Here is a 23,955-nt window from a genome sequence, read left to right on the forward strand (position 1 = left end):
GGGAGCGGTGCACGGTGGGTGTGTCGGGGCGGGCGGCGGTCATCAGGCGTACCGCACCGTTCGGCCCGCCCGCACCGCCGCGGACGCCGCGCCTCCGAGCAGACTGGCATCGTTGCTCATCACCGTGAAGCGGTAGCCGGCGTCGACGGAGGCCCGGACGGCTGCCGCCGACGCACCGCCTGCGTTGCCGATGGGCTTCCCTGCCGCGACGGTGTCGCGGACGGCGTCGGCGATGAGCGCGGCGACGACCGGGTCCGTCTCGCTGCGGCCCTCGCTCGTGGAGAGGTCGGCGGCGCCGATGAGGAGGGCGTCGACACCGGCGACGGCTGCGATCGTGCCGGCGGCCCGTGCGGCGGCGGCGCTCTCGATCTGGGCGATCAGGACGACCTCCTCCTGCCCGAACCGCAGGTACTCCTCCCGTGAGGTCGCACCCCAGGCACCGGCCCGACTCGTACTGCCGACCCCCCTCGTGCCGAGGGGTGGGAAGCGGACGGCGGCTGCGGCGGCCTCTGCTTGCTCGACCGAGTCCACGTGCGGGAGCATGATCCCCTCCGCACCGGCGTCGAGCACCCGCTGGACGACCCCGCCGTCGAGCGACGGGATACGGACGATGGGTGAGACCCCGGCCAGCAACGCCACCGCGATGTGCTGCGAGGCCGTCTCGATGCTCAACGGCGAATGTTCGAGGTCGATGACGGCGAAGTCGAAGCCGGCGAGCGCCACGAGCTCCATGCTCTCCATCGCAGGGAGCTTCACCCAGGTGCCGAGGGCGGGTCCGGAGGGGTCGGCGAGCGCGGCGCGGAACCGGCTCGAGCGCTTGGTCGTCATGGTCACGCGGCCGGGTAGTCGTCGGCGTTCAACACCCAGCCGGAGGCCGAGAAGTCGACCCTCGGTGGAGCGAAGATGTCGAGCAGCTGCTGGTGCTCACCGACGCCCTGCGTGGTGTGGACGGTGGGCGGCGGGATGATGCAGATCGACGGCGTACCGATCTCGGCGTGCTCGTCCTCGCGCCAGGTGGCCGAGTCGGGTCCCCAGGGGTAGCGGATGTGGTGCCGGAAGCGGCCCTTCACCCCGAAGGAGATCTGCTCGAAGTCGTCGTGGAAGTGCGGCGAGAGCTTGTGGGCGTCGCGCGGCGCGGGCTCCTCCGCGAGGAAGTTGACCATCAGGTTCGTCGTCCGGAAGATGCGGCCGAACCGGCCCTCGGCGATCGGGGTGTCGGCGAGGCGGTACACCCGCAGCGCGAAGCCGCCGACCGGGTCGGGCCACGGCACGAGTGGCGCGGCCCGTTCGTCGGGTTCGGCGTACGCGTCGGCGTTCGAGGCCTGCTGCAGGAGGTCCTCGGCGCGGGTGGAGAACAAGCGGATGACCGGGCCGTCGGCCAGGACCTCGATCTCGCTGTCGCCGGGTGGGACGACGACGAACGCCTGCTCGTCGACCGTGACGTCCGTCGCTCCCGCCGTGATCCGGAGCGCGGCGCTGTCCGAGTACAGGAGGACGGCGTACTCGTCGGGCTGCCCGGTGCGGGCGAGCCGGTCCCCGGCGCGGGCGTCGGAGTAGGCGATCACGAGGTTGGCCGCTCTGGCGATCCAGGTGCGACCGCCGGCCGGACTGGTCTCCGTGGATTCGACGTCATGGAACGCGATCCACTGCGACGGTTTCACCGGAGTGCCCGGATCGACCGCCGACGCGGACGGGGGTGTCGTCGTGGCCAGTCGTGAGCGGATGTCGTCGTTGGCATACATCGTCATGGGTCTTCCTTGCGTGAGAGAGGACGTTGGGAACGGGAGGACGGCGGTCAACGCGTGACGCGGCCGAGCCCTTTGAGGTGGAGCATGCGGCGGGCGTCGGCGGGCGTCGCGATCGTCTTGCCGAGGTCTTCGACGACGGCGCGGATCTTCCGCACCTGTTGGGCGTTACTCGTCGCGAGCTCGCCTTTGCCGATCCAAAGGCTGTCCTCGAGGCCGACGCGGACGTGTCCGCCGAGCCATGCGCTGTGCGTCCCGAACTGCATCTGGCCGCGGCCGGCCGCGAAGGCGGAGAAGGAGTAGTCGTCGCCGAAGAGCTTGTCCGCGATCGCGACCATGTGCGTGAGGTTCTCGTGGTCGGCCCCGATCCCGCCGAGGATGCCGAAGACGCCCTGGATGAGGAAGGGCGCCTTCGCGAGCCCCCGATCGGCGAAGTGGGCGAGTGAGTACAGGTGACCGATGTCGTAGCACTCGTACTCGAAGCGGGTGCCGAGACCGTCGCCCAACTCCCGCAGGGTGTGCTCGATGCGGTCGAAGGAGTTGATGAAGGGCTGCGAGTAGGTGTTCAGCACGTACTCGCGCTCCCAGTCGTGCTTCCAATCGGTGACCTTGTCGGCGATCCCCGAGTAGACGAAGTTCATCGACCCCATGTTGAGCGAGGCGAGTTCCGGGGCGAACCGCATCGCCCCGGCCAGTCGCTGTTCCATGGTCATGGCCGACGAACCACCGGTCGTGATGTTGATGACGACGTCGGTCTCGTCGAGGATGCGTGGGACGATCTCCTCGTAGATCTCGGCCTCCCACGCGGGGCGGCCGTCGGGGTGACGGGCGTGCAGGTGGATGATCGCCGAGCCGGCCGCCACCGCCTCGAGTGCCGACGCGACGACCTGGTCGGCGCTGAGCGGCAGGTGGTCGCTCTGCGAGGGGACGTTGACCGATCCTGTGACCGCTGTACTGATGATGACCTGCTCGGCGGCGCGCATCAGTTGCTCTCCTCGAGCCCCAGCAGGAAGGCCGTGTTCCGGCAGATCATCTGGCGGATGTCGCGCTCGGCGACCCCGTGGTCGAGCAACTGCTGGATGACGTAGATGTACCCGTCCACCGGAAGAGGGTTCGTGAGCTGCCCGAGATCGGAGTCGATCACCGTCCGCTCTGGACCGACCTTCTCGATCCAATCGACCAGCCGGCTGATCGGGAAACCGGGCGCGGGGACGTCCGGGTGGTACATCGACATCTCGTGCTCGACGAAGGCGCCGTAGCCCAGCATCTCCTCCACGTCAGTGTCGGAGGCGTTCACGATGAAGTCCGGGTGGTGCAGGAGGAGCCGGGTGACGCCGTTGTCCTTCGCCGTCGCGAACAGCGCCTTCATCGACTCGGCGTCGAGGTGACCGCCGGAGAGCATGATGCCGGCCTCGCCGACGAGCTGGGTGACGCGGACCGTCTCGGCCGAGACGTTGCCGTCCGCAGCCCAGATCGACTCCTCCCGCTCCTCGAGGTTCGAGCCCGCGGTGGGGAAGCCGTCGTCGTGACTGTGCGCTCGGATGTGCTGGCCGGCGGAGACCGTCGGCCCCCACACGGCGCGACCGCCCATCTGGATCGCGACGGCGACGGCGGAGGGGTTGACCCCGCCGACCTCCGAGTTCAGGGCGACACCGCCGTAGGCCGGCGTGGGTGCGTCCTTCAAGAGGTCCTGCATGGCGAGCAGGTCCATGACGGTGTTGTGGTGATGCGACTTGATGAGGATCGCCCGCAGGTTGATGCGGGCCGCGTCGTAGGACGCCTCCACATGGTTGAGCCGACGAGGGAACGGGCTGGGGCCGGAGTGCACGTGCAGATCGACGGCTCCGTCCAGGACCTTCAACAGGGCGGGCGACGGGATCGGTGCGTCTTCGGTGGCGAGCATCCGAGAACCTCCTTGTGTTCGGATTGCGTACTTTCAGTTCAGATTATGCACACTACGATCACGGTGTCTAGTGAAAGTTGCGGAACCAGAGGGTGATCGAGCGACACGCTCTGTTCATGATGCGAAAATGATGATTGCATTATGAACAGACACCTGCTGTACTGATCGACACCAGCAGCTTCGACCCTCGACGAGGAGGTGAGTGACATGAGTGACGCGATCGCGGGGATCACCCAGCCGGTCCCATTGCCCGACGCCGACCGCGGGTCCATCCAGTCGATCGAACGTGCGGCGATGGTCCTCGCGCTGTTCGACCAGCACACTCGCACCCTCTCGCCCACGCTCGTCTCCGAGCGACTCGGCTTGAACCGCACGACGGCGCACCGATACCTGCTCTCCATGCAGGCGTCGGGGTTCCTCAACGCCTCCTACGGCCCGGGCCCGCTCATCGACCAACTCTCCGGACTCGTCTCGACGCGCCAGCAGATCATGACCCTCGCCCCCTCGCTCCTCCGCCAGCTCTCCGATCGGACGGGCCTCACCGCGGTCGTGAGCTTCCTCGGCCGCTCCGGCGCCGTCGTCGGCCACGTCGAGGAGGCGAACGAGGGCACCATCGTGCTGACCGTGCGGGTCGGGACGGTGCTCGAGATCAAGGCCGCGCAGTCGCGCGTCCTCCTCGCCTTCCAGTCCGACCCTGCGGTCGTGTCCCGCCTGCACGCCGGTCTGCCGCCGGCGGAAGCACAGCGCGAGCACGCCGAGCTCGCCCTCGCGCGACGCGATCGCATCGCCTGGGCGGACCTCGGCCGGGTCGGGCTGGCCTCGGTGGCCGCGCCCGTGTTCGGCGCCGACGACGTCCAGGCAGCCATGGCCGTCCTGGGCACCACGACCATGCTCCCGTCCTCCACGGAATCCGAGGAGCGCGTGACCATGCTCCGCGAGGCTGCCGAGCAGCTGAGCGCCATGCTGAACGGATGACCACATGACGACCACCTCCCCTCCCTCCACCAGGCGACTCCCGCGCCCGGCCTGGCTCATGCTGGTGCCCGCGCTCGGCCTGCTCGCCGCGGTGCTACTGGTGCCGCTCGGGCAGAGCCTCGTGCGCAGTCTGGGCGCCCCCGACCTCACCCTCGACCACTACGCCTCCCTCTTCACCGACGGGGTGACGCTCACGGTTCTCGGCCGGACCGCGTCGACCGCGGCCATCGTCACCGTCGTCGCGTTCCTGCTCGGCTACCCCTACGCGTACTTGATGACGCGGGTCGGTCCGCGGCTGCGCGGGATCCTGCTCGTGATCGTGCTCATCCCGTTCTGGACCTCGGTCATGGCGCGCAACTACGCCTGGATCGTGCTGCTGCAGCGTGGTGGGCCGGTGCAGAGCGCCTTCGAGGTCTTCGGCCTGGGGGACGTCACGTTCCAGGGCAGCGTCGTCGGCGTCACGATCGCGATGAGCCAGGTGCTCCTCCCGTTCATGGTCCTCCCGCTGTACAGCTCACTCGGCGGCATCGACCGCAAGCTGCTCCTCGCGGCCCGAGGCCTCGGATCCTCGCCGCTCGTCGCGTTCTGGAAGATCTACTGGCCGCTCTCGCGCGGCGGCGTCGTGTCCGGCCTCATCCTCGTCTTCACCTTGAGCCTCGGCTTCTACGTCACGCCGGCCTTGCTCGGCTCCCCACAGCAGTCGCTCATCGCCCAGTTGCTCGCCCAGCGGACCACGCAGTTGCTCGACTTCGCCGGCGCCGGGGCGCTCGGCGTCCTCGTCCTCGTCGTCACCCTGACCCTCGTCGCCTGGGCCAACCGCTTCGGCGGGACCATCTCGGCCATCGGCGTCACCAGCACCGCCCGAAGCAAGGAGCAGTCATGACCGCGCTGAGCGACGTCGACGACCTCGACACCCGCAGCGTCCTCACCGCACGCGGACCGTCCGCTTCATCGGAAGCACGCCGGGCACGGCGCAAGGACCGTGGCATCGACCCGGTGCCGTGGTGGCTCATCGTCATCGGGACCCTCGTGGCGTTGTACTTCATCCTGCCGACGCTCATCGTGATCCCGTTGAGCTTCAGTGCCGCATCGGCGTTCCAGTTCCCGCCCACGGAGTTCTCCCTCCGCTGGTACGAGAACTTCTTCACCGACCCGAAATGGCTCTCCTCGCTCGGCAACTCCCTCCTCGTGGCGATCCTGGCGGCCGCCATCGCGACGCTCGTCGGCACGGCCGCGGCGGTCGGCCTGAACCGACTGACCGGTCGGCTCGCCGGCTTCCTCCGCACGCTGCTGATGATCTCGATGGTCACGCCCGCCATCGTCGTGGCCGTCGCGGTGTACGTGTCGTTCCTCCAATGGCACCTGACGGGCAGCCTGCTCGGCTACGTCCTGGCCCACGCGGCGCTCGGCGTGCCGTTCGTCCTCGTCTCCGTCACCACGGCGCTCGGCGGGTTCGACCCGAAGTTGCTCCGGGCCTCCGCATCACTCGGCGCCTCACCCTTACGTTCGTTCATCACCGTGACGATGCCGCTCATCAGCCGCGGCGTCCTCACCGGGGCGATCTTCGCCTTCGTCACCTCCTTCGACGAGGTCGTCATCGCGCTGTTCCTCCGCTCACCCACCTTCCAAACGCTGCCTGTGCAGATGTACAACAGCGTCACCTTCGAGCTGGACCCCACCATCTCCGCGTCGTCGAGCCTCGTCGTCGTCGCGGTCACCGTCATCTTCCTGGTGCCCATGCTCATCGGCAGCCGTACCAGGAACCGTTAGGAGCCGTCGTGACCATCTCGCGATCAGACACCACCGCACCCGCCCAGGAGACCGCCTCCCGGCAGGGCACCCAGATCCGCCTCTCGGGCGTCACCAAGGACTACGGTCTCGCCATCCCGGCGGTGGACGACATCTCGCTCACGATCCAGCCGGGTGAGTTCATGACCCTGCTCGGCCCGAGCGGATCGGGGAAGACCACGACGCTCAACCTCATCGCGGGGTTCGAGACGCTGACCGCCGGGACCATCGACCTGGACGGGACCGACGTCGGCTCCCTGCCGCCGCACAAGCGCAACCTCGGCATGCTCTTCCAGAACTATGCGCTCTTCCCGCACATGACGGTCGCCCAGAACGTCGGCTACCCGCTGCGCGAGCGCAAGCTGCCGAAGGCGGAGATCACCCGCCGTGTCGCCGAGGTGCTCGAGCTCGTCCAGCTCCCAGGGCGGGACGGCAACTACCCGTCGCAGCTCTCCGGCGGACAGCAGCAACGTGTCGCCCTCGCGCGAGCGATCGTCTTCAACCCGGCGGCGCTCCTGCTCGACGAACCCCTCGGCGCCCTCGACCGCAACCTCCGGGGCGCGCTGCAGATGGAGATCCGGCGCATCCACCGCGAGGTGGGTTCCACCTTCGTCTTCGTCACGCACGACCAGGAGGAGGCGATGAACCTCTCCGATCGCATCGCCCTGTTCAACAGCGGTCGAATCGAGCAGGTCGGCTCTCCGGAGCAGCTCTACCGTGAGCCGGACACCCTTTTCACCGCGACCTTCCTGGGCGACTCGAACGTCTTCGACCTCGGCGGATCGGCGTTCGGCCCACAGGCGGGCTGGGAGGGCAACACCTGGTCCATCGATCCGACGACGGTCGCCGACCACCCCGGCGTCGGCGTCCACGGCGCGGTCGTCGTGAGGCCGGAGGACGTGCGCATCACCCAGGACGCAGCCGCCGTCCCCGCGGGGAGCAACACCGTGCAAGCGGTCGTCCGTGACCTCGAGTACATGGGTTCCTACCGTACGGCGATGCTCGATCTCGGACGATCAGGTCAGCTCGGCCGCGCCCGGATCGATGCGCTCGACTCCGCCCATGCGATCGGCGACACCGTCACCGCCTGGTGGAAGCCGGAGCGGCAGCGCATCGTCGCCGCCTGAGCCGCGACCCACGCCCCACACCAGCTGCACACCCGAACACCCACCCTGCGCCCGACCTCCGTCGGAGCGCCCATCAAGAGGAGACGACAATGGCGCCCAGCTCCACCTCCAGATCCACCAGGAACACCAAGCCCCGCACCCGCTTCGTCATCGGCGTGAGCGCCGTCGCGATCACCGCACTGCTGTCGGGCTGCGCGAGCGGCGGCGACGCCGCCCCGAGCGGCTCATCGTCAGCGGGCGACGACGCGGCCGCCACGATCACCTTCGTCGGTTACGGCGGCGGCGGACAGGACGCGCAGATCGAGGCCTGGCAGGAGCCGTACACGAAGGCGCACCCGAACGTCACCTTCGTCAACACCTCCCCGCCCGACGTCGCCCAGGTGAAGGCGCAGGTCGAGAGCGGCTCCGTCCAGTGGGACGTCATGGCGACGGCACCCTACGCGGCCCAGCAGAACTGCGGCACGCTCTTCGAGAAGCTCGACCTCAGCGACGTCGATCAGACCGACCTCGTCGAAGGCACCGTCGGCGAGTGCTACCTCGGCAACTGGATCAACGCCACCCCGATCGCCTACCGCACCGACGCCTTCCCCAAGGGCAAGGGCCCGAAGACGGTCGCGGACTTCTTCGACGCCGAGCAGTTCCCGGGCCAGCGTGGCATCGTCACGAACCTGCAGAACGGCATCCTCGAGTACCCGCTCCTCGCCGACGGGGTGAAGCCCGACGACCTCTACCCGCTCGACGTGGACCGCGCCCTCGACAAGCTCGACGAGATCCGTGACGTCACCACCTTCGCGCCGAACGTGGGTGCCCTGCAGCAGGCGGTCGAGGCGAACCAGGTGGACATGTTCCTCCTGCCCGACTCGAGGCTCGTCCCGCTGCTCCAGAGTGGGTTCGACATGACGATCGTGTGGGACGTGACCGTCGCCTCGCTGAACGCATTCGCCATCCCGAAGGGTGCGCCGAACAAGCAGGCCGCCGTCGACTTCATCTCGAGCGTCGTCGAGCCCGAGCAGGTCGCGAAGATCTCGGAGCTGCTCGGGGTCGCCCCCGTCAACACGGCCGCGAAGCCGAAGCTGGACGAGTTCACCGAGCAGGTCGAGGTGTACGGTCCGACCAACACCGGCGAGACCGTGCTCCAGGACATCGACTGGTACACGGACAACTTCAACGACACGACGACGAAGCTGACCACCTGGCTCGCGGGGTGATCTTGTGACCCGCGCCGAGGCTCCGCCCACCCGGGGATGTTCTCCAGCTGAACTACGATTCAGTCATGGCGAACATCGAGGGAACGGGCGAAGCATCCGGATCGGACATCCAGGCGGTGGACCGGGTCGGACAGATCTGCTCCCTGTTCGGCCCTCACACCACCGAGCTGACGGCGGCGGAGGTGGCCGAGCGGTTGGGACTCAACCGCACCACCGCGTACCGTTACTGCGCATCGATGGTGTCCGCCGGAATCCTCGACCGCGGCCCGCGGCGCAGTACCTTCGTCCTCGGCGGGCTCATGCTCCAGCTCGGTATCCACGCCCTGAGCCGCCGCCGGGTCACCGAGGTCGCACCACCACACCTCGCCGAGCTGAGTGCCGCCGTCCGGATGACGGCGGTGCTCAGCCTCTGGGGAGCACGCGGGCCGGTCGTCACGCTCGTCGAGGAGGACCGCACCCGCTCCGCCGTCGTGACGGTCCGGGCGGGCACCCTGCTCGATGCGACCGCCGCCCAGACCAGGGTGTTCCTGGCGCACCTGACGGACGAGCGCGCGTTCGGCTGGATGACCGAGGGGTCGACCTCGGCGCAGCGAGCCGAGCTGGAGGCGGCGGTCTACACCGCGCGTCGCTCCGGCTACTGCATCGCCTCCCAGTCCGGCGGCGTCTTCACCGCCGCAGCACCGGTGTTCGACGACTACGGCATCGCCGCGACCGTCGGACTGCTCGGTGCCGACCCCGACGCCGACCTCAGTGCCGGCTCCCCCATCATCACCGCGCTCCTGCGCACGACGACCGCGTTGAGCGACGACCTCCGCGGCAGACCGGACGGATCCACCGATGACCACTCCGAACTATGACGAGCTCACCAGAGCGACCCCGCCCGGATCCAGCTGGTCCGTCTTCGGACCGGACGACGAGCTGGGAACCGTCAACTTCCTGACGCCGGAACGCGTCGCGGCGGCCGCCGGCCTCGTCCGGACCGGTCGACGGTTCGGGCTCGACCATCCGGTCACCGCGTTCGAGCCCTACCCGACGGGTACCCGACGCCCGCTCGAGCACCGCGTGTTCTCGAACAACGAGTGGCACCGAGACGACTACCTGGACTCCTTCTACCTCCAGTCGTCGTCGCAGATCGACGCACTCCGGCACATCGGCCACCCGCAGCACGGCTTCTACAACGGCCTGAGTCCGGAGGCGAACGATGCGACGTCGACCCGTCTCGGCGTGCACAACTGGGCCGACGCCGGCATCGCCGGTCGCGGGGTGCTGCTGGACATCCCGCGATACTTCGAGGCCACCGGCCGGGCCTACGACCCGTCGTCGACGATCGCGATCGACGCGCCGCTCCTCGATGCCATCGCCGAGCATCAGGGCGTGGTCTGGCGCGGCGGGGAGCTGCTCCTCCTCCGGACCGCGTGGGCCGAGCAGTACCTCGCGAAGACGCCGGTGGAGCGCCTTGCCACCCCGTGGCGACGGTCGCCGGGGCTGGCGCAGCGGACATCCGTGCTGCGCTGGCTGTGGGATCACGAGATCGCCCTGGTGGCCGCGGACAACCTCGCCGTCGAGGCGGATCCGGTCGTGGAGAGCGACTTCCGGTCGCCGGACGATCTGCCGCCCGAGCGCGGAGTCGACCACAGCGGCATGCTCCACCGACCACTCATCGCCCTGCTGGGCATGGCGCTCGGCGAGCTCTGGCGGCTGGACGACCTCGCGGCCGACTGCGCGGCCGACGGCGTCTACGAGTGCTTCGTCACCTGTAAGCCGCTCTACATCCCGGGCGGGGTGGGTTCACCGCCGAACGCGATCGCGATGAAGTGAACGGACGCGTGACGCCCGTGCACAAGCACTCAGGCGCGGGCCCTCACGCCATGCAGGGAGCCCACTCCTGGTTGGAGAGTTCCCGCTGCTCGTTCTCGGTCTGCAAGAGCCAACCGGTCTTCGTCGCGCCTCGGTACTGTCCGCTCACGAGGTCGGCGCACCAGGAGCGACCGTCGAAGGCCCACCGGACGAAACTCGCCTCACTCCCCTTGCGCAGGAGCGGGCGTTCGCGTTCTACCTGACTCATGTGTTCCATCTCGACGGTGGCTGACATATCTTCCAACCGTATCGAGGAATGCAGTCGGTGAACAGACTGCGCACGCTCCTTGCGTTTCACGGCCACTTGCCCGAAAATACCCGGTCGCGCCCGGAAGCGGCGTCCTTCGAGATGCTCGGAGAGCGAGCGCAACGATCGGTCAGCCCACGAACACGCGGAGCGCCTCGTCGCTGAGCGCCCGGTCGGCGAACACGAGGCGCACGGCATCAGGATCCGGGTTGCCCGCGTCGGGGCCACGCCAGACGACCTCCAACCCCGCGCGTTCGGCAGCCCGTCGTGATCCCTCGTTGTGCTCCAGGAGGAACGCCACCACGGGCAGATCCGGTGCCGACGCCGATGCCGCGGCTCGCGCGGCCGCGATGAGCTCCTGTGCGTATCCGCGCCCCCAGGCCACGGGCGCCAGACGGTAGTAGAGGTTCCAGGCGAGCCCTCCCCGCAGGCTCGGGCCACCGATGCCGACCAGGGCACCCGTCGTGGTGTCGCGCGCGACCCACACGTCGAGACCGTTCGCCTCCCAGCCGGCCTGGTACCGCTCGATCAGGTCGCGGGTCTCGGCGAGCGCCGTGTGTCGGGCGGACGGCAGGTGCGTCCAGACCGCGGGGTCGGCATGGAGCTCGTGGAGCTCCGGCAGGTCGCGCTCGGTGGGGCGGGCGAGCGTCAGTCGTTCCGTCAGGGTCGGCGGCGTCGCGTCGGTCATGCCTTCCATTCTGCTCTCTGGAGCGACACGCTTCGCAGCGCGGCGTCGCCGCGTAGAGTCGTCCCCAGCGCCGACGGAGGAGGGCCATGCGACTGCACGTCGAGGAACGCGGTCACGGACCGGTCCGGATCGCCCTCATCCACGGGTTCCTGGCCGACGGGGCCGCCTGGACCGACGTCGTCGCAGCGTCCGACCCGGAGCGGTACACGTTCCTGCTCGTCGACCTGCGCGGTCACGGCTCCAGCCCACGTGCCGATCGCACCCGGGGTGAGCGGTACGACATCGCCTCGCTCGCGGCCGACCTCGTCGAGACGTTGCCGACCGGCCTCGACGCGATCGTCGGCCATTCCCTCGGCGGGCGGCTCCTCATCGACATCGTCGGCCCCCTCCGCCCGGCGCACGCGATCTACCTCGATCCCGGGTTCGGCCTGAAACTGCCGGGCCGAGGCCTCGGCGCACGACTGTTCTGGAGCATCCCCGGGTTGCCGCGGCTCTTGGCCTGGCTGTACGACCGCACGGATCCCGCGACGGGTCCCGCGAACGTCGCGCTCGCCGAGGCCGCCCATGCCGCGTGGGACCGCTCGATGGTCGCGGAGGTGCTGCAGGACGTCGCAGCGAATCCGGCGACCCCGGCGGCGCCGACCGTCCCCTCGACGCTGGTGCTGTCGGACGACGCGAAGCTCGTCCTTCCGAGCAGCCACGTCCCTCGCTACGAACAGCTGGGCTGGACCGTCACGCGGTTCCCGGGGATCCGCCACGACATGGCGGCGCTCGACGGGGCACGGACCTTCGAGGTGATCCAGGCCTCGCTCTGAGCCGGCTCAGAGACCGAAACCGACCCAGCCAGCCGTCTCGGTCACTGAGCCTGTCGAAGTGCACACGGTGGACCCCGCCCTCCGACAGGCTCAGGGACCAGGTGAGTCGCTCAGCGACCCGTTCAGACGGGCTCCTGTGCAGAGTGCTGATATCTCGCACACATTCCTGCATCATGCACATTCTGCTGCGGACGGGCCGTCAGTAACGTTGCCGCCACCCGCACCGCTCCCTCCCCCACTTCTGGAGACCAGCATGGCTCGCATGGCACACGCAGACGACTTCGCCCTGTCCCGCGTCCGTCCCGACGCACAGAAGCCCTGGTTCGGCATCGCCGTCCAGCGCTTCGGACAGGTGTCGGCCCTGTCCCAGTTCCTCCTCGGCGCCACCCTCGGCTACAGCATGACCTTCGGTGAGGCGTTCCTCGCGCTGCTCCTCGGCTCGATCATCCTCGAGGTGATCATGTGCATCGTCGGCATCATCGGCCAGAAGGAGGGCCTCAACACCGCGCTCCTCGCCCGCTGGACCGGCTTCGGAGAGGTCGGCGCCTCCCTCGTCGGACTCGCGATCGGCATCAGCCTCATCGGCTGGTTCGGCATCCAGAGCGCGATCTCCGCCGAATCGCTCGACGCCCTCCTGCCCGGCTTCATGCCGGTCTGGGCCTGGAGCCTCATATTCGGCCTCGCCGTCACCTCCATCGTCGCCTACGGGTTCAAGGGCATGCAGTGGCTCGCGAACATCACCGTCCCGCTGTTCCTCATCCTCGTCGGCTGGTCGATCATCAGCGAACTCACCCAGCACGACTTCATGGAACTCGTCACCGGCCCGGCACCCGGCCCCACCATGAGCGTCTGGGCCGGCACCGGCATCGTCGCGGGCGGCCTCATCGTCGGCGCCATCATCACCGCCGACATGACCCGCTTCAACCGGTCCCGCGCCGACGTCATCAAGCAGACCGTCGTCGGCGTCTCGCTCGGTGAGTTCGTCATCGGCCTCTCGGGCGTCCTGCTCGCCCACGCCGCCGCCTCCGGCAACGTCGTCGCGATCGTGACGTCCTCGGTCGGCCTCATCGGCCTCATCATCGTCATCACCGGGACGCTCAAGATCAACGACTGGAACCTGTACTCGTCGACGCTCGGCCTGGTCAACTTCATCTCGACCGCGTTCGGCAAGAACCTCAACCGCGTGACCACCACCATCGTGCTCGGTGTGGTCGGCTCCATCCTCGCGGCGGTCGGCATCCTCGGGCAGTTCTCCGGCTTCCTCATCATCCTCGGCGTCGCCTTCCCGCCCATCGCCGGCATCATGGTCGCCGAGTACTTCATCGTGAAGCGCTGGCGCGGCGAGCTCGACGAGACGCGTTCCTCGGGCCGCCTCCCCACGACCGCCCCGCGCATCGTCCCGGCGACCATCATCATCTGGGCCGTGTCCGCGATCACGGGCTACTTCGTCACCTGGGGCATCCCCGCCGTCCTGTCGCTCATCCTCTCGATGGTGCTGTACATCGCCGCCGGCAAGCTCGGCCTGGTCCGAGGTGTCGGCGTCGCCCACACCTCGCAGATCGAGGCGGACGTGACGATGGACAGCCCCGCCACCGCCTCGAGCTGACCCGCGGGACGTCCGTTCCACCCCGTCAGACCGTTCCACCGCACACCGCTCCACCGCACCAACAGAAAGCGAACCCCTCATATGCACATCGGTATCGATGTCGGCGGCACCAACACCGACGCCGTGCTCATGGACGGCACCACCACCCTGGCGGCCGTCAAGCACGCGACCACCCCGGACGTGACCGACGGGATCGTCCAGGCGATCGGCGAACTGCGGAGCGGCCACCACTTCGACGGTGATCAGATCACCGCGGTGATGATCGGCACGACGCACTTCATCAACGCCCTCGTGCAGGCCAAGCGGCTCGCACCCACCGCGGCCCTGCGGCTCGGGCTCCCGGCCACCCGCGCGTTGCCGCCCCTCGTCGACTGGCCGGCCGAGCTGGTCGAGGCGATCAGTGCACGCAGCTACCTCGCGCACGGCGGCTACGAGTTCGACGGACGCCCCATCTCGCCGATCGACCCCGACGAGCTGCGGGCACACGCCGAGGACATGCGTGCGAACGGCATCCGCTCCGTCGCGATCTCCTCCGTCTTCAGCCCCGTCAACCACGACCTCGAGGTCGAGGCGGCGCGGATCGTCGGCGAGGTCCTCGGCCCGGACGTCGCCATCTCGCTCTCGCACGAGATCGGGCGCATCGGCCTCCTGGAACGCGAGAACGCGACGATCATCAACGCAGCCCTGCGCGAGCTCGCCTCGGAGATCGTCGATGGGCTCACCGCCGCCGTCCGGAAGCAGGGCATCGAGGCGCCCATCTTCCTCAGCCAGAACGACGGCACGCTCATGGACGAGGACTACGTGCGCCTCTACCCGGTCGCGACCTTCGCCTCAGGCCCCACCAACTCGATGCGCGGGGCGGCACTGACGAGCGGACTCGCGACCTGCGCGGTCGTCGACATCGGCGGCACCACGGCGGACATCGGGCTGCTCATCAACGGCTTCCCTCGCGAGACGGCGAACGAGGTCAAGGTCGCCGGCATCCGCACCAACTTCCGCATGCCCGACGTCCTGTCCATCGGGATCGGCGGCGGCAGCATCGTCGACGAGGAGACCGCCGAGGTCGGGCCGGCGTCCGTCGGGTACAAACTCATGACCGAGGCCCTCGTCTTCGGCGGCAGCACCCTCACGGCGACGGACATCGCCGTGGCCGCCGGTCGCGCGTCGATCGGCGACGCGTCGAAGGTCGCGCACCTCGACCCGGCCTTCGTGGAGCGAGTGCTCGAGCGGATCGGCGAACGCATCGCCGAGGCCGTCGACCGCATGCGCACGTCCCCAGAGCCGATCCCCGTGGTGGCGGTCGGCGGCGGGTCGATCCTGCTCTCCGACGAACTCCCCGTCTTCGGCGCCGTCCACCGGCCCGACAACTACGCCGTGGCGAATGCCATCGGCGCTTCCATCGCGCAGGTCGGGGGCGAGATCGACAAGGTCTACGCCATCGAACCCGGCCGGCGTGAGGAGGCGATCGCCGAGGTCCGTGCCGAGGCGATCGACAAGGCGATCGCGGCCGGCGCCTCCCCCGCGTCGGTCGCGATCGTCGACTTCGACGAGGTCCCGATCCCCTATCTCCCGGGGAACGCCACGCGCATCCGGGTGAAGGCCGTCGGCGACCTCGACATGGGAGGCCTCCGATGAGCTGGACCATCTCGGCCGAGCTCATCCCCGGCCTCGCCCGTGGCGCGGCCGTCCTCGGGACCGGCGGCGGCGGCGACCCGTACATCGGCGCGCTCCTCGCCGCGCAGGCGCTCCGCGAGCACGGCGACGTCACCGTCGTCACCCTCGACGAGGTCCCCGACGACGCGCTCGTCCTCACCGTCGCGATGATGGGCGCCCCGACCGTCATGGTCGAGAAGCTGCCGAGCCTCACCGAGGTCGTCGCACCGGTCCACGCCCTCAGCGCGTCCCTCGGTCGCCGGGTCACGCACATCGCGTGCGCCGAGGTCGGCGGCGTGAACTCGACCATCCCGATCGCCGCGGCCGCAGCGCTCGGACTCCCACTCATCGACGCCGACGGGATGGGGCGGGCCTTCCCCGAGCTGCAGATGGTGCTCCCGACCCTGTACGGGATCGACGCCTCCCCGCTCGCGTTCAGCGACGAGAAGGGGAACACGGGCGTCCTCACGACCATCGACAACAGCTGGACGGAACGCATCGCGCGCGTCGCCTGTGTCGAGATGGGCTGCTCGGTCATGATCTCCGGCTTCCCGATGTCCGGTGCGCAGGCGCGCGAGGCGCTCGTAGCCGATTCGCTGTCGCTGTGCCGCGAGATCGGCGACGGCATCGAAGCGGCCCGAGCCGAGAAGGCCGACCCTGTGGAGCGGACCGTGCGGCTGCTCGGCGGTCGCGAGCTGTTCTCCGGCAAGGTCGTCGACGTCGAGCGCGCGACCACCACCGGGTTCGCCCGCGGTCGAGCCCGCATCGACGGCGTCGACGCGAGCCTGGAACTGTCGTTCCAGAACGAGCACCTCATGGCGGCACTCGACGGCGTCACCCTCGTGACGACGCCCGACCTCATCATGGTGCTCGAGCACGATTCCGGCGAGCCCATCACCACCGAGGGGCTCCGGTACGGGCAGCGCGTCCGCGTGATCTCGGCACCGAGTGACGACCGCTGGCACAGCCCCGAGGCGCTCGCGATGGTCGGGCCGGGGTACTTCGGGTACGAGGTGCCGTCGCACCGCTTCGACGGCACAGCCGAGACGCCTGCGCCTGACGCGCCGGAGGTCGCCGCATGAGCTGGACGCTGACCGCAGACGACCTGCCAGACCTCGCCCGAGGCGCCACCCTCCTCGGGACCGGCGGCGGCGGCGACCCGTACATCGGCATGATGCTCGTGAAACAGGTGCTCGGCGACCGCTCCATCACGATCCTCGACCCCGACGAGCTCGCCGACGACCTCTTCGTCATCCCCACCGCGCAGATGGGCGCTCCGACGGTCATGGTCGAGAAGATCCCGGCCGGCTTCGAACCGACCCTCGCCCTACGGACGCTCGAGGAGCACCTCGGGCGCACCGCCGACGCGACCATGCCGATCGAGTGCGGTGGCATCAACTCGATGATCCCGCTCATCGTGGCCGCCGAGACCGGGCTGCCGGTCGTCGACGCCGACGGCATGGGCCGGGCCTTCCCGGAGCTCTCCATGGAGACCTTCGCGGTCTACGGCGTGCACGGTTCGCCGCTCGCCATCGCCGGGGAACGCGGCGAGCGCGTGATCATCGACACCGGCGACGACGACCGGCAGATGGAGTGGTTGGCGCGCGGCATCGCGATCCGCCTCGGCGGCGTCGCCCACATCGCCGAGTACGCGATGAGCGGGGCGGACGTGCGTCGCACCGCGGTACCGCGGACGATCTCGATGGCGCTGGCCCTCGGCCGGGCGATCAGGATCGCCCGCGAGGAGCACCGTTCGCCGTTCGCCGCCATCGCCGACACCCTGTCCACGACGCTCTACTCCCACGTCCGGGAGTTGTTCGTCGGGAAAGTGGCCGACGTCGAGCGCCGCACCACCGAGGGCTTCGCCAAGGGCACGGCCGTCATCTGGTCGGCCGACCCGTCGAGCTCCGAACGTCTCGAGATCTCGTTCCAGAACGAGAACCTCATCGCCCGGTGGAACGGTGAGGTCGTCGCGATCGTGCCGGACCTCATCTGCATCGTCGACCACGAGACCGCCGAGCCGATCACCACGGAGGGCCTCCGCTACGGCCAACGCGTGCGGGTCCTCGGGATCTCGACGCCGGCACTCATGCGCACGCCGGACGCACTGCGCACGTTCGGGCCGAGCGCGTTCGGGCTCACGGAGCCGTTCGTCCCGGTCGAGGGCGAGGCTGCGGCTGCGGAAGCCGCGGATGCGTTCACCGCGGGTCAGGCGGTCCGAGCCTAGGCTGAGGGCATGCCGACCCTCCTCGAGCGCGATCGCCTCCCCGCCCTGGCGACGGGGTTCGCGATCCTGGGCTCGGGAGGTGGCGGCGCGACGACGATGCTCGAGCTGGCGCTCCGCGACGAGCGCGCCTGGCCGTTCGACCTCCACAGCGTCGACGACCTCGACCCGGAGACCCCGTGTCTCGCCGTCGGCTTCGTCGGTTCCACGATGCTGCTCAGCGAGCGCCTCCCCGGCACGGATCCGTTCGGGCGGCTGATCGGAGCTGCGGAACGCTGGCTCGGACACCGCATCCCGGCCATCTGTTCGTTGGAGGGTGGCGGGGTCAACGGGCTCACCCCCTTCGCGTTCGCCGCAGGGCGGACCATCGTCGACGCTGATCTGACCGGACGCGCCGTCCCCTCGCTCGACCAGATGTCGATCCTCGTGGACGAGGTCCCGGGCATCGTCGTCACCTGCGACACCGGTGCCGGCGGGGTCGCCCTCGTCGAAACCGAGCGGGCCCTCGACATCGAACGCGTCGTCCGCGCGGCGATCGTGCAGGCCGGTGGGAGCGGCGGCATGGTGTTCGCGGGCTTCACGGTCGGCGACCTCCGAGCGCACGCCATCGTCGGGAACGCCGCCCGGGCACTCGAGCTGGGCGGAGCGTTCCTCGCGCGGATCGACGGCCCGCTGACCGCCCTGGCCGAGTCGCTGGGTGGACGGCTCCTCGCGGAGGGTCGGGTCAGCAGCATCGAGCCGGACTCACGGGACCCGCACGTCCTCACCTTCGGGATCGACGGGAGCAGTGGCGCGCTGCACCGCCTCGTCGCCCGCTCCGAGACGCTCGCGTTCATGACGGACGGACGACTCGAAGCCGCCGCGCCGGACCTCATCGTCGTGGTCGACGCGGTCTCCCGGGACATCCTCGAGGTCACGGCGGTCTCGATGGCGAGGCACGTCGCCGTCATCCGGGTCGACGGTCCGGAATGGTGGTCCGGCTCCCCGGAGCGACTCCGCCATGTGCTCCCGTCCGCCTACGGCCTGGACGAGCTCGACGAGGTCCGAACCGACGAGGTCCCGGCATGAGCGATCGCCTGCAGCTGGGCGCACTCCTCGCCCACCCCGACAATGGTGGCGTGCGGCTCGTCGCCGGCCCGGCCGACGCAAATTGGGCCGGCGTGGTGGTCGAGACGAACGAGGCGGCCCTCCCCGAGGACGGCGCCGGTCGACTCGCCGTGGTGACCGGCGTCCCACCCACGAGGCCGTGGCAGCAGGATGCGCTCGTCCGTCGCACCCGGGATCGTGGCTTCCTCGCCCTGGCGATCCCGGAGGCCGACGGCTTCGGCGCGGGGACGCGCGCGCTCGCCGACCGACTCGGTTTCTCGCTCCTGCACGTCGACCGACCGATGCTGCTCGCGAAGGCGTGTTGGCAGCTCGTCGAGGCCCGCGACTCCCTGACCCTCGGTTACGTCCGCAAGGTCGCGCAGTCCATCGAGTACCACGCCGAGGGCCTGGCCGACCTCCTCCGCCACCTCTCGACGAGTATCGGCCACGGGATCGCCCTCATCGACGGTGAGGGGGTCCTGCTCGAGGCCGGCGGGCGGTTGCCGTCCGAGGTGCACGCGGCGATCGACTTCGGCCCCTGGGTCGACCTGACGAAGGCCGGGCGTAGCGCGGCGGCATCGGTCCGGGTGGACAGCCCGAGTCGGGAGGGCCTCCGGGTCGCGTTCTTCGGGGACGGACTCGACGACCGACAGCTGAGTGCGCTCGCGGTCGCCGCCGAGGTCGCCATGCCCGCCGTCGCGGCGCGGATCCTCATCGACGAGGTGGCCGAGGTCAGTGACGCGTCCGTGTCGTCCGGCGTCCTGCGGGACTTCGTGGACCTCCGAGGCCGCCCCGACCCCGACGTCGAACGCCGCATGCTCGAGCGGGGCTGGCGGACGACCGGCTACCACCTCGCGTTCCGCATCGTCGGCCGGAGCCGGGTGGACGCCCTGCAACTCCTCCGCTTCGTCACCGGCGCGCTCGGTCGGATCGCCGTGGACTCCCACGCGACGACGAGCGGGCGCGGGGTGAGCGGTTGGCTGACCTTCGCCGAACCGCCGGAGCCGCCGCAGGTCGAGCGGTACATCGCCGCCCTCCGCGACCTGCACGTTGAGGCGCGGCGATCGTTCAACGTCGCGACGGCCGTCGGGTCGCTGGCGAGCGGATCGGCGGGTCTCACCTCATCACTCGGGGAGGCGTCCGACGCGGTGCGCATCGCCGCGAATCGGTCGACGACGGGCTGGTTCGTGCGGGTGGACGGCCTCGGCCTGGAACAGCTGCTGCTCGCGTGGACCGGCAACGACACCTTCGTCCCGGCAGCACGGTCGCTCCTCGCCCCGTTACAGACCGGCAGCGGCGAGCTGCTGACGACGCTGTCCGCCTACCTCGACCACGAGTCCGCGGTCGCGCCGACGGCGGCCGCGCTCGGGCTGCACCGCAACACCGTCGCGACGCGGATCACCCGCGCGCAGGAGCTCCTCGGCGTCGACATGGCGGACCCGGAGGTGCGCCTCGCGCTCCATCTCGCCTGCCGCGCCGTGCGGTGAGCGTGGGCGCTGAGTCGCCCTGGTTACGTAGCCACCCTGGTCACGTAGCCACCCTGGTCGCTGAGCCACCCCGGTCACTGAGCCTGTCGAAGTGCACACGGACCACCCCGCCCTTCGACAAGCTCAGGGACCGGAAACGGGAACTCAGGGACCGGAAGGGGACCTCAGCGGCTCAGACCGCCGTCGCGGTGAACTGCATCCGCGGGTTCGCGTAGAACTCCTGTGCCTCGACGAGCTGCAGCTCGCGCTGGCCCGAACGGTACGTGAGCTCGACGAGGTCGAACACACTCGACGCCGTGCGCTCGAGGGCGAGCTTCGCGTCGCGGGTCTCGCCGTAGTGCGCGGCGAACAGCGCCGCCGTGACGTCGCCGGAACCGTTCGCCTTGAACGGCAGCAACGGCGTCTGCACGATCCACCGGCCGGCGTCGTCGACGACGAGCATCTCGATCGTCTCGGGGTCGCGGTCGGGACGCTCGACGCTCGTCACCAGGACGACCGACGGGCCCATCGCGCGGGCCAACTCGACCGACGCCAACGTGGACTCGAGCGAAGCGGGCTCGGTGCCCGTGAGGAAACCCAGCTCGAACTGGTTCGGCGTGATGATGTCGGCGTTCGGCACGACCCGATCGCGCAGCAGGTCGGGGATCTCCGGGGCGACGAAGCAGCCGGACTTCGCGTTGCCCATGACCGGGTCGCACGCGTACAGCGCGTCGGGGTTCGCCGCCTTGACGCGTTGCACCGCATCCACGATGACGTCTCCGATGCCGACGCCGCCCTGGTAGCCCGAGAGCACGACGTCGATCTGCGGGAACGCTCCGCGCTCCTCGACACCGGTGATGACCTCGCCGACCTGCTCGGGCGAGATGAGCGGGCCGCGCCACGCGCCGTACCCGGTGTGGTTCGAGAAGTTCACCGTGTTGACCGGGATCACCTCGACGCCGATGCGCTGGAGGGGGAACACGGCCGCGGAGTTGCCGACGTGCCCGTAGGCCACGGCTGACTGGATGGAGAGGATCTTCACGATGTCGCAATCACGATGGGGAGGCCGCCGCGGACACTGCGTTCGTGGCGGGCATGGACGGTGCCTGCAAGGACTCAACGATACTCTTCCGCCGCCTGCAGAACCCACGTGCCACGTCAACCCACGGACCGGATCCCCCTCGCGCCCGCCTCCGCTCCTATGCTGATCGGATGACGACACCTGAGAGCACGACCGCGCCGAGCGACACGACGGCGACCAAGATCGCCGCCGTCATCTACAACCCCGTGAAGGTCGACCTCGACGTGCTCCGCGAATCGGTCGAACGGTCCGCCGCCGATGCGGGCTGGGGCGAGTCGCTCTGGTTCGAGACGTCGGTGGAGGATGTGGGCCAGGGCGTCACCGCCGAGGCGATCGCCGCGAAGGTCGACCTCGTCATCGCGGCCGGCGGCGACGGCACGGTCCGCGCGGTCTCGGAGGCCCTGCGCGGGAGCGACATCCCCCTCGCGTTGCTGCCGTCCGGCACCGGCAATCTGCTCGCGCGCAACCTCGACCTCACCCTCAACGACCTGCCCGGCTCCGTCATCGCGGCGTTCACCGGCGAGGACAAGGCGATCGACCTCGGTGTCATCGACATCGAGCGCGCCGACCACTCACGCGACCGCCACGTGTTCGTCGTCATGGCCGGCATGGGCATCGACGCGAAGATGATCAAGAACACCGACGACGACCTCAAGGCGAAGGCCGGCTGGGCCGCCTACGTCGACGCGATCGTGAAGTCGCTGCGCGATCCGGACGAGCTGCACCTCCGGTTCCGGATCGACGACGAGCCGCAGGTGCGCGCCACCGTGCACACCGTCATCATCGGCAACTGCGGCTCGCTGCCCGCCAACATCCTGCTGTTGCCGGACGCGGTCGTCGACGACGGACTGTTCGACCTCATGTTCATGCGCCCCGGTGGGATCCTCGGCTGGATCCGGATCTGGGCGAAAGTCGCGTGGGTGAACGGTGTCCTGCGACGGACGAAGACCGGCCGGGCGTTGGCCGGCAAGAAGAAGGACGACGACGACCTCCAGTACGGCACGGCGAAGCGGTTCGTCGCCCGGATGTCGAAGCCGGAGGAGATCGAACTCGACGGCGACGGCTTCGGCAAGGCCATCGCGATCAACACCTGGATCGAGCCGGGTGCCCTCACCGTCCGCGTTCCGGCCGCGGCCGAGTAGCTCGCGCCCTCAGCTCACCGCTGTGCGTGGGGTGACCAGCCGGGCCCAGAGCAGCACGGGGATGAGCAGCAGGGCGAGCACGCCGCCCGCGATCGACAGCGCACCGTAGCCGACACCCGCCATCACGACGCCGGACATGACGCCCGCTCCGGCACCGGCGAGCGCGATGAGGACGTCGAGCGTGCCCTGGGTGCGTGCCCGGTTGGCGGGCACGGTGTGGTCGACGACGAGCGCGGTACCCGCGATGAGCCCGAAGTTCCAGCCGAGTCCGAGGAGGGCGAGCGCCAGGATGAGGAGGCCGAGCGAGTCCGCCGGGGCGAGCGCTCCCGTGACACCGGCGAGCAGGAGGGTCACCCCGGCGGCGATCGCCATCGGGGTGCGGCCGATCCGGTCGACGAGGACGCCGGTCACGAGCGAGGGGAGGTACATCGCGGCGATGTGGATCCCGATCACGAGCCCGACCTCGCCGAGGCCGTGGTGGTGGGCCCGCATGTGCACCGGGGTCATGGTCATCACCGCGACCATGGCGATCTGCGTGACCACCATGACCGCGGCGCCGACGTAGGCACCGACGCCGGGACGCGGGCGTGCGGCGGTCGTCGGAGATGCCAGCTTCGACCCCGCCTGCTCCGCGGCGGTCTGCTCCACCTCCAGCTGCGCGAGCTCGGCATCGAGACGGCGGGCGAGGAGGAACGGGTCCGGTCTGAGCAGTACGAGGAACGCCGTCCCGGCCGCGAGGTAGGCGACCGCGGCGAGGAGGAACGGCCCGGCGAGGGGCGGCAGCCCGAGGCCGGTCGCGAACGCCCCCAACGGCTCGACGAGGTTGGGCCCGGCGACGGCGCCGAGTGTCGTCGACACCATCGCGACGCTGATCGCCGAACCACGTCGGGCCGGGGTCGCGAGGTCGGTGCCGGCGTAGCGCGCCTGGAGGTTGGTGGCCGTGCCAGCGCCGTAGACGAAGAGCGACAGGAAGAGCAGCGGCACCAGGGCGGTGGTGGCGGCCGCGACCACTCCGATCGCGCCGACGCCGCCCACCGCGAATCCGAGTCCGAGCCCGATGCGCCGGCCGAGCCGCTGGGTGACGCGCCCGACGAGGAAGGCGGTGAGCGCGGAGCCGAGGGTGAGGAGCGCGGCTGCGACACCCGCGAGGCTCATGCTGCCGAGGACGTCCTGCACGAGGAGCGCGCCGACCGTCACCCCGGCGGCGAGACCAGCACCGCCGAGGACCTGGCTGATGACGACGACCGTGAGCGTCCGCCGCTGGACGCGGGCTCGCTCGGCGGCGATGGCAGCTCTGGCGTCGGAATCCCGGGAATCGCTCTCACCGCGCTCGCCCATGCTCCG

General features: G+C 69.8%; 23 protein-coding genes. 15 read left to right on the plus strand and 8 right to left on the minus strand.

Annotation, left to right across the window (positions count from 1 at the left end; translation table 11 throughout):
* Nucleotides 1-42: 42 nt before the first annotated feature.
* The 4 genes from QRN44_RS07405 to QRN44_RS07420 are packed head-to-tail and all read right to left on the minus strand — an operon-like array spanning nucleotide 43 to nucleotide 3,648.
* Nucleotides 43-828 carry an HpcH/HpaI aldolase family protein gene (locus QRN44_RS07405; RefSeq protein ID WP_285038718.1) on the minus strand — a complete coding sequence of 262 codons (786 nt, stop codon included), beginning with the start codon at nucleotides 826-828 and terminating at the stop codon, nucleotides 43-45.
* 2 nt (nucleotides 829-830) lie between these two features.
* Nucleotides 831-1,748, minus strand: a complete 918-nt coding sequence (locus tag QRN44_RS07410) for a cupin domain-containing protein (RefSeq protein ID WP_285038719.1) — start codon at nucleotides 1,746-1,748, stop codon at nucleotides 831-833.
* Nucleotides 1,749-1,795: 47 nt separating this feature from the next.
* On the minus strand, nucleotides 1,796-2,728 hold the full coding sequence (gene kce / locus QRN44_RS07415) for a 3,5-dioxohexanoate:acetyl-CoA acetone transferase (protein WP_285038720.1): 933 nt from the start codon (nucleotides 2,726-2,728) through the stop codon (nucleotides 1,796-1,798).
* A complete protein-coding gene (locus QRN44_RS07420; protein WP_175116730.1) occupies nucleotides 2,728-3,648 on the minus strand; it encodes a DUF6282 family protein in 921 nt (306 codons plus the stop codon). Before QRN44_RS07420 ends, kce begins: the two co-directional genes overlap by 1 nt.
* A gap of 207 nt (nucleotides 3,649-3,855) precedes the next feature.
* On the opposite strand from QRN44_RS07420, the gene QRN44_RS07425 reads away from it, so the two are divergent.
* The 7 genes from QRN44_RS07425 to QRN44_RS07455 all read left to right on the plus strand — a co-directional run bounded on the left by QRN44_RS07425 (nucleotide 3,856) and on the right by QRN44_RS07455 (nucleotide 10,564).
* Nucleotides 3,856-4,623, plus strand: a complete 768-nt coding sequence (locus tag QRN44_RS07425) for an IclR family transcriptional regulator (protein WP_175116729.1) — start codon at nucleotides 3,856-3,858, stop codon at nucleotides 4,621-4,623.
* 4 nt (nucleotides 4,624-4,627) lie between these two features.
* The gene (locus QRN44_RS07430) at nucleotides 4,628-5,506 is read left to right on the plus strand and encodes an ABC transporter permease (protein ID WP_285038721.1); all 879 of its coding nucleotides are present in this window, start codon (nucleotides 4,628-4,630) and stop codon (nucleotides 5,504-5,506) included.
* Entirely contained in the window at nucleotides 5,503-6,393 is an 891-nt protein-coding gene (locus tag QRN44_RS07435; RefSeq protein WP_285038722.1) for an ABC transporter permease, read from the plus strand. Before QRN44_RS07430 ends, QRN44_RS07435 begins: the two co-directional genes overlap by 4 nt.
* 8 nt (nucleotides 6,394-6,401) lie before the next feature.
* Nucleotides 6,402-7,538 carry an ABC transporter ATP-binding protein gene (locus QRN44_RS07440; protein ID WP_285038723.1) on the plus strand — a complete coding sequence of 379 codons (1,137 nt, stop codon included), beginning with the start codon at nucleotides 6,402-6,404 and terminating at the stop codon, nucleotides 7,536-7,538.
* Between the two features lie 89 nt (nucleotides 7,539-7,627).
* Nucleotides 7,628-8,746, plus strand: coding sequence for an extracellular solute-binding protein (locus QRN44_RS07445; protein ID WP_083397327.1), 1,119 nt, complete (start codon nucleotides 7,628-7,630; stop codon nucleotides 8,744-8,746).
* A 65-nt stretch (nucleotides 8,747-8,811) separates the two neighbouring features.
* Nucleotides 8,812-9,603, plus strand: a complete 792-nt coding sequence (locus QRN44_RS07450) for an IclR family transcriptional regulator (RefSeq protein WP_071261436.1) — start codon at nucleotides 8,812-8,814, stop codon at nucleotides 9,601-9,603.
* On the plus strand, nucleotides 9,584-10,564 hold the full coding sequence (locus QRN44_RS07455; protein WP_285038724.1) for a cyclase family protein: 981 nt from the start codon (nucleotides 9,584-9,586) through the stop codon (nucleotides 10,562-10,564). Before QRN44_RS07450 ends, QRN44_RS07455 begins: the two co-directional genes overlap by 20 nt.
* Nucleotides 10,565-10,607: 43 nt before the next feature.
* Here QRN44_RS07455 and QRN44_RS07460 read toward each other — a convergent pair whose 3' ends face one another.
* Both QRN44_RS07460 and QRN44_RS07465 read right to left on the minus strand, forming a co-directional pair.
* Nucleotides 10,608-10,811: a hypothetical protein gene (locus QRN44_RS07460; RefSeq protein ID WP_124768057.1), complete on the minus strand. Its 204-nt coding sequence runs from the start codon at nucleotides 10,809-10,811 to the stop codon at nucleotides 10,608-10,610.
* Nucleotides 10,812-10,980: 169 nt separating this feature from the next.
* The gene (locus QRN44_RS07465; protein ID WP_285038725.1) at nucleotides 10,981-11,538 is read right to left on the minus strand and encodes a GNAT family N-acetyltransferase; all 558 of its coding nucleotides are present in this window, start codon (nucleotides 11,536-11,538) and stop codon (nucleotides 10,981-10,983) included.
* Between the two features lie 86 nt (nucleotides 11,539-11,624).
* On the opposite strand from QRN44_RS07465, the gene QRN44_RS07470 reads away from it, so the two are divergent.
* The 7 genes from QRN44_RS07470 (at nucleotide 11,625) to QRN44_RS07500 (ending at nucleotide 20,409) form a co-directional block, all read left to right on the plus strand.
* Complete coding sequence (locus QRN44_RS07470) at nucleotides 11,625-12,353, plus strand: alpha/beta hydrolase (protein WP_175116724.1); 729 nt, start codon at nucleotides 11,625-11,627, stop codon at nucleotides 12,351-12,353.
* A 253-nt stretch (nucleotides 12,354-12,606) separates the two neighbouring features.
* A complete protein-coding gene (locus QRN44_RS07475; RefSeq protein ID WP_285038726.1) occupies nucleotides 12,607-13,959 on the plus strand; it encodes a purine-cytosine permease family protein in 1,353 nt (450 codons plus the stop codon).
* 81 nt (nucleotides 13,960-14,040) lie between these two features.
* Entirely contained in the window at nucleotides 14,041-15,594 is a 1,554-nt protein-coding gene (locus tag QRN44_RS07480; protein WP_175116723.1) for a hydantoinase/oxoprolinase N-terminal domain-containing protein, read from the plus strand.
* A complete protein-coding gene (locus tag QRN44_RS07485) occupies nucleotides 15,591-16,694 on the plus strand; it encodes an S-methyl thiohydantoin desulfurase family protein (protein WP_285038727.1) in 1,104 nt (367 codons plus the stop codon). Before QRN44_RS07480 ends, QRN44_RS07485 begins: the two co-directional genes overlap by 4 nt.
* Nucleotides 16,691-17,839 (plus strand): S-methyl thiohydantoin desulfurase family protein, encoded by a 1,149-nt coding sequence (locus QRN44_RS07490; protein WP_285038728.1) that lies wholly within the window; start codon nucleotides 16,691-16,693, stop codon nucleotides 17,837-17,839. Before QRN44_RS07485 ends, QRN44_RS07490 begins: the two co-directional genes overlap by 4 nt.
* A 9-nt stretch (nucleotides 17,840-17,848) precedes the next feature.
* Complete coding sequence (locus tag QRN44_RS07495) at nucleotides 17,849-18,904, plus strand: DUF917 domain-containing protein (RefSeq protein WP_285038729.1); 1,056 nt, start codon at nucleotides 17,849-17,851, stop codon at nucleotides 18,902-18,904.
* Nucleotides 18,901-20,409 (plus strand): PucR family transcriptional regulator, encoded by a 1,509-nt coding sequence (locus tag QRN44_RS07500; RefSeq protein ID WP_175116719.1) that lies wholly within the window; start codon nucleotides 18,901-18,903, stop codon nucleotides 20,407-20,409. The genes QRN44_RS07495 and QRN44_RS07500 overlap by 4 nt, the downstream gene beginning before the upstream one ends.
* A gap of 172 nt (nucleotides 20,410-20,581) precedes the next feature.
* Here the strand turns inward: QRN44_RS07500 and pdxY are convergent, their stop codons facing one another.
* Nucleotides 20,582-21,430 carry a pyridoxal kinase PdxY gene (gene pdxY, locus QRN44_RS07505; RefSeq protein ID WP_079704522.1) on the minus strand — a complete coding sequence of 283 codons (849 nt, stop codon included), beginning with the start codon at nucleotides 21,428-21,430 and terminating at the stop codon, nucleotides 20,582-20,584.
* A 170-nt stretch (nucleotides 21,431-21,600) separates the two neighbouring features.
* Between pdxY and QRN44_RS07510 the strand changes: the two genes are divergently transcribed.
* Nucleotides 21,601-22,611, plus strand: coding sequence for a diacylglycerol/lipid kinase family protein (locus QRN44_RS07510; RefSeq protein WP_064295398.1), 1,011 nt, complete (start codon nucleotides 21,601-21,603; stop codon nucleotides 22,609-22,611).
* Nucleotides 22,612-22,620: 9 nt separating this feature from the next.
* On the opposite strand, the gene QRN44_RS07515 is transcribed toward QRN44_RS07510, so the two are convergent.
* The gene (locus QRN44_RS07515; protein WP_285038730.1) at nucleotides 22,621-23,949 is read right to left on the minus strand and encodes an MFS transporter; all 1,329 of its coding nucleotides are present in this window, start codon (nucleotides 23,947-23,949) and stop codon (nucleotides 22,621-22,623) included.
* Nucleotides 23,950-23,955 lie beyond the last annotated feature (6 nt).

It is taken from the genome of Plantibacter sp. lyk4-40-MEA-4 (assembly GCF_030209415.1).
In the GTDB taxonomy this organism is placed as follows: domain Bacteria; phylum Actinomycetota; class Actinomycetes; order Actinomycetales; family Microbacteriaceae; genus Plantibacter; species Plantibacter flavus_A.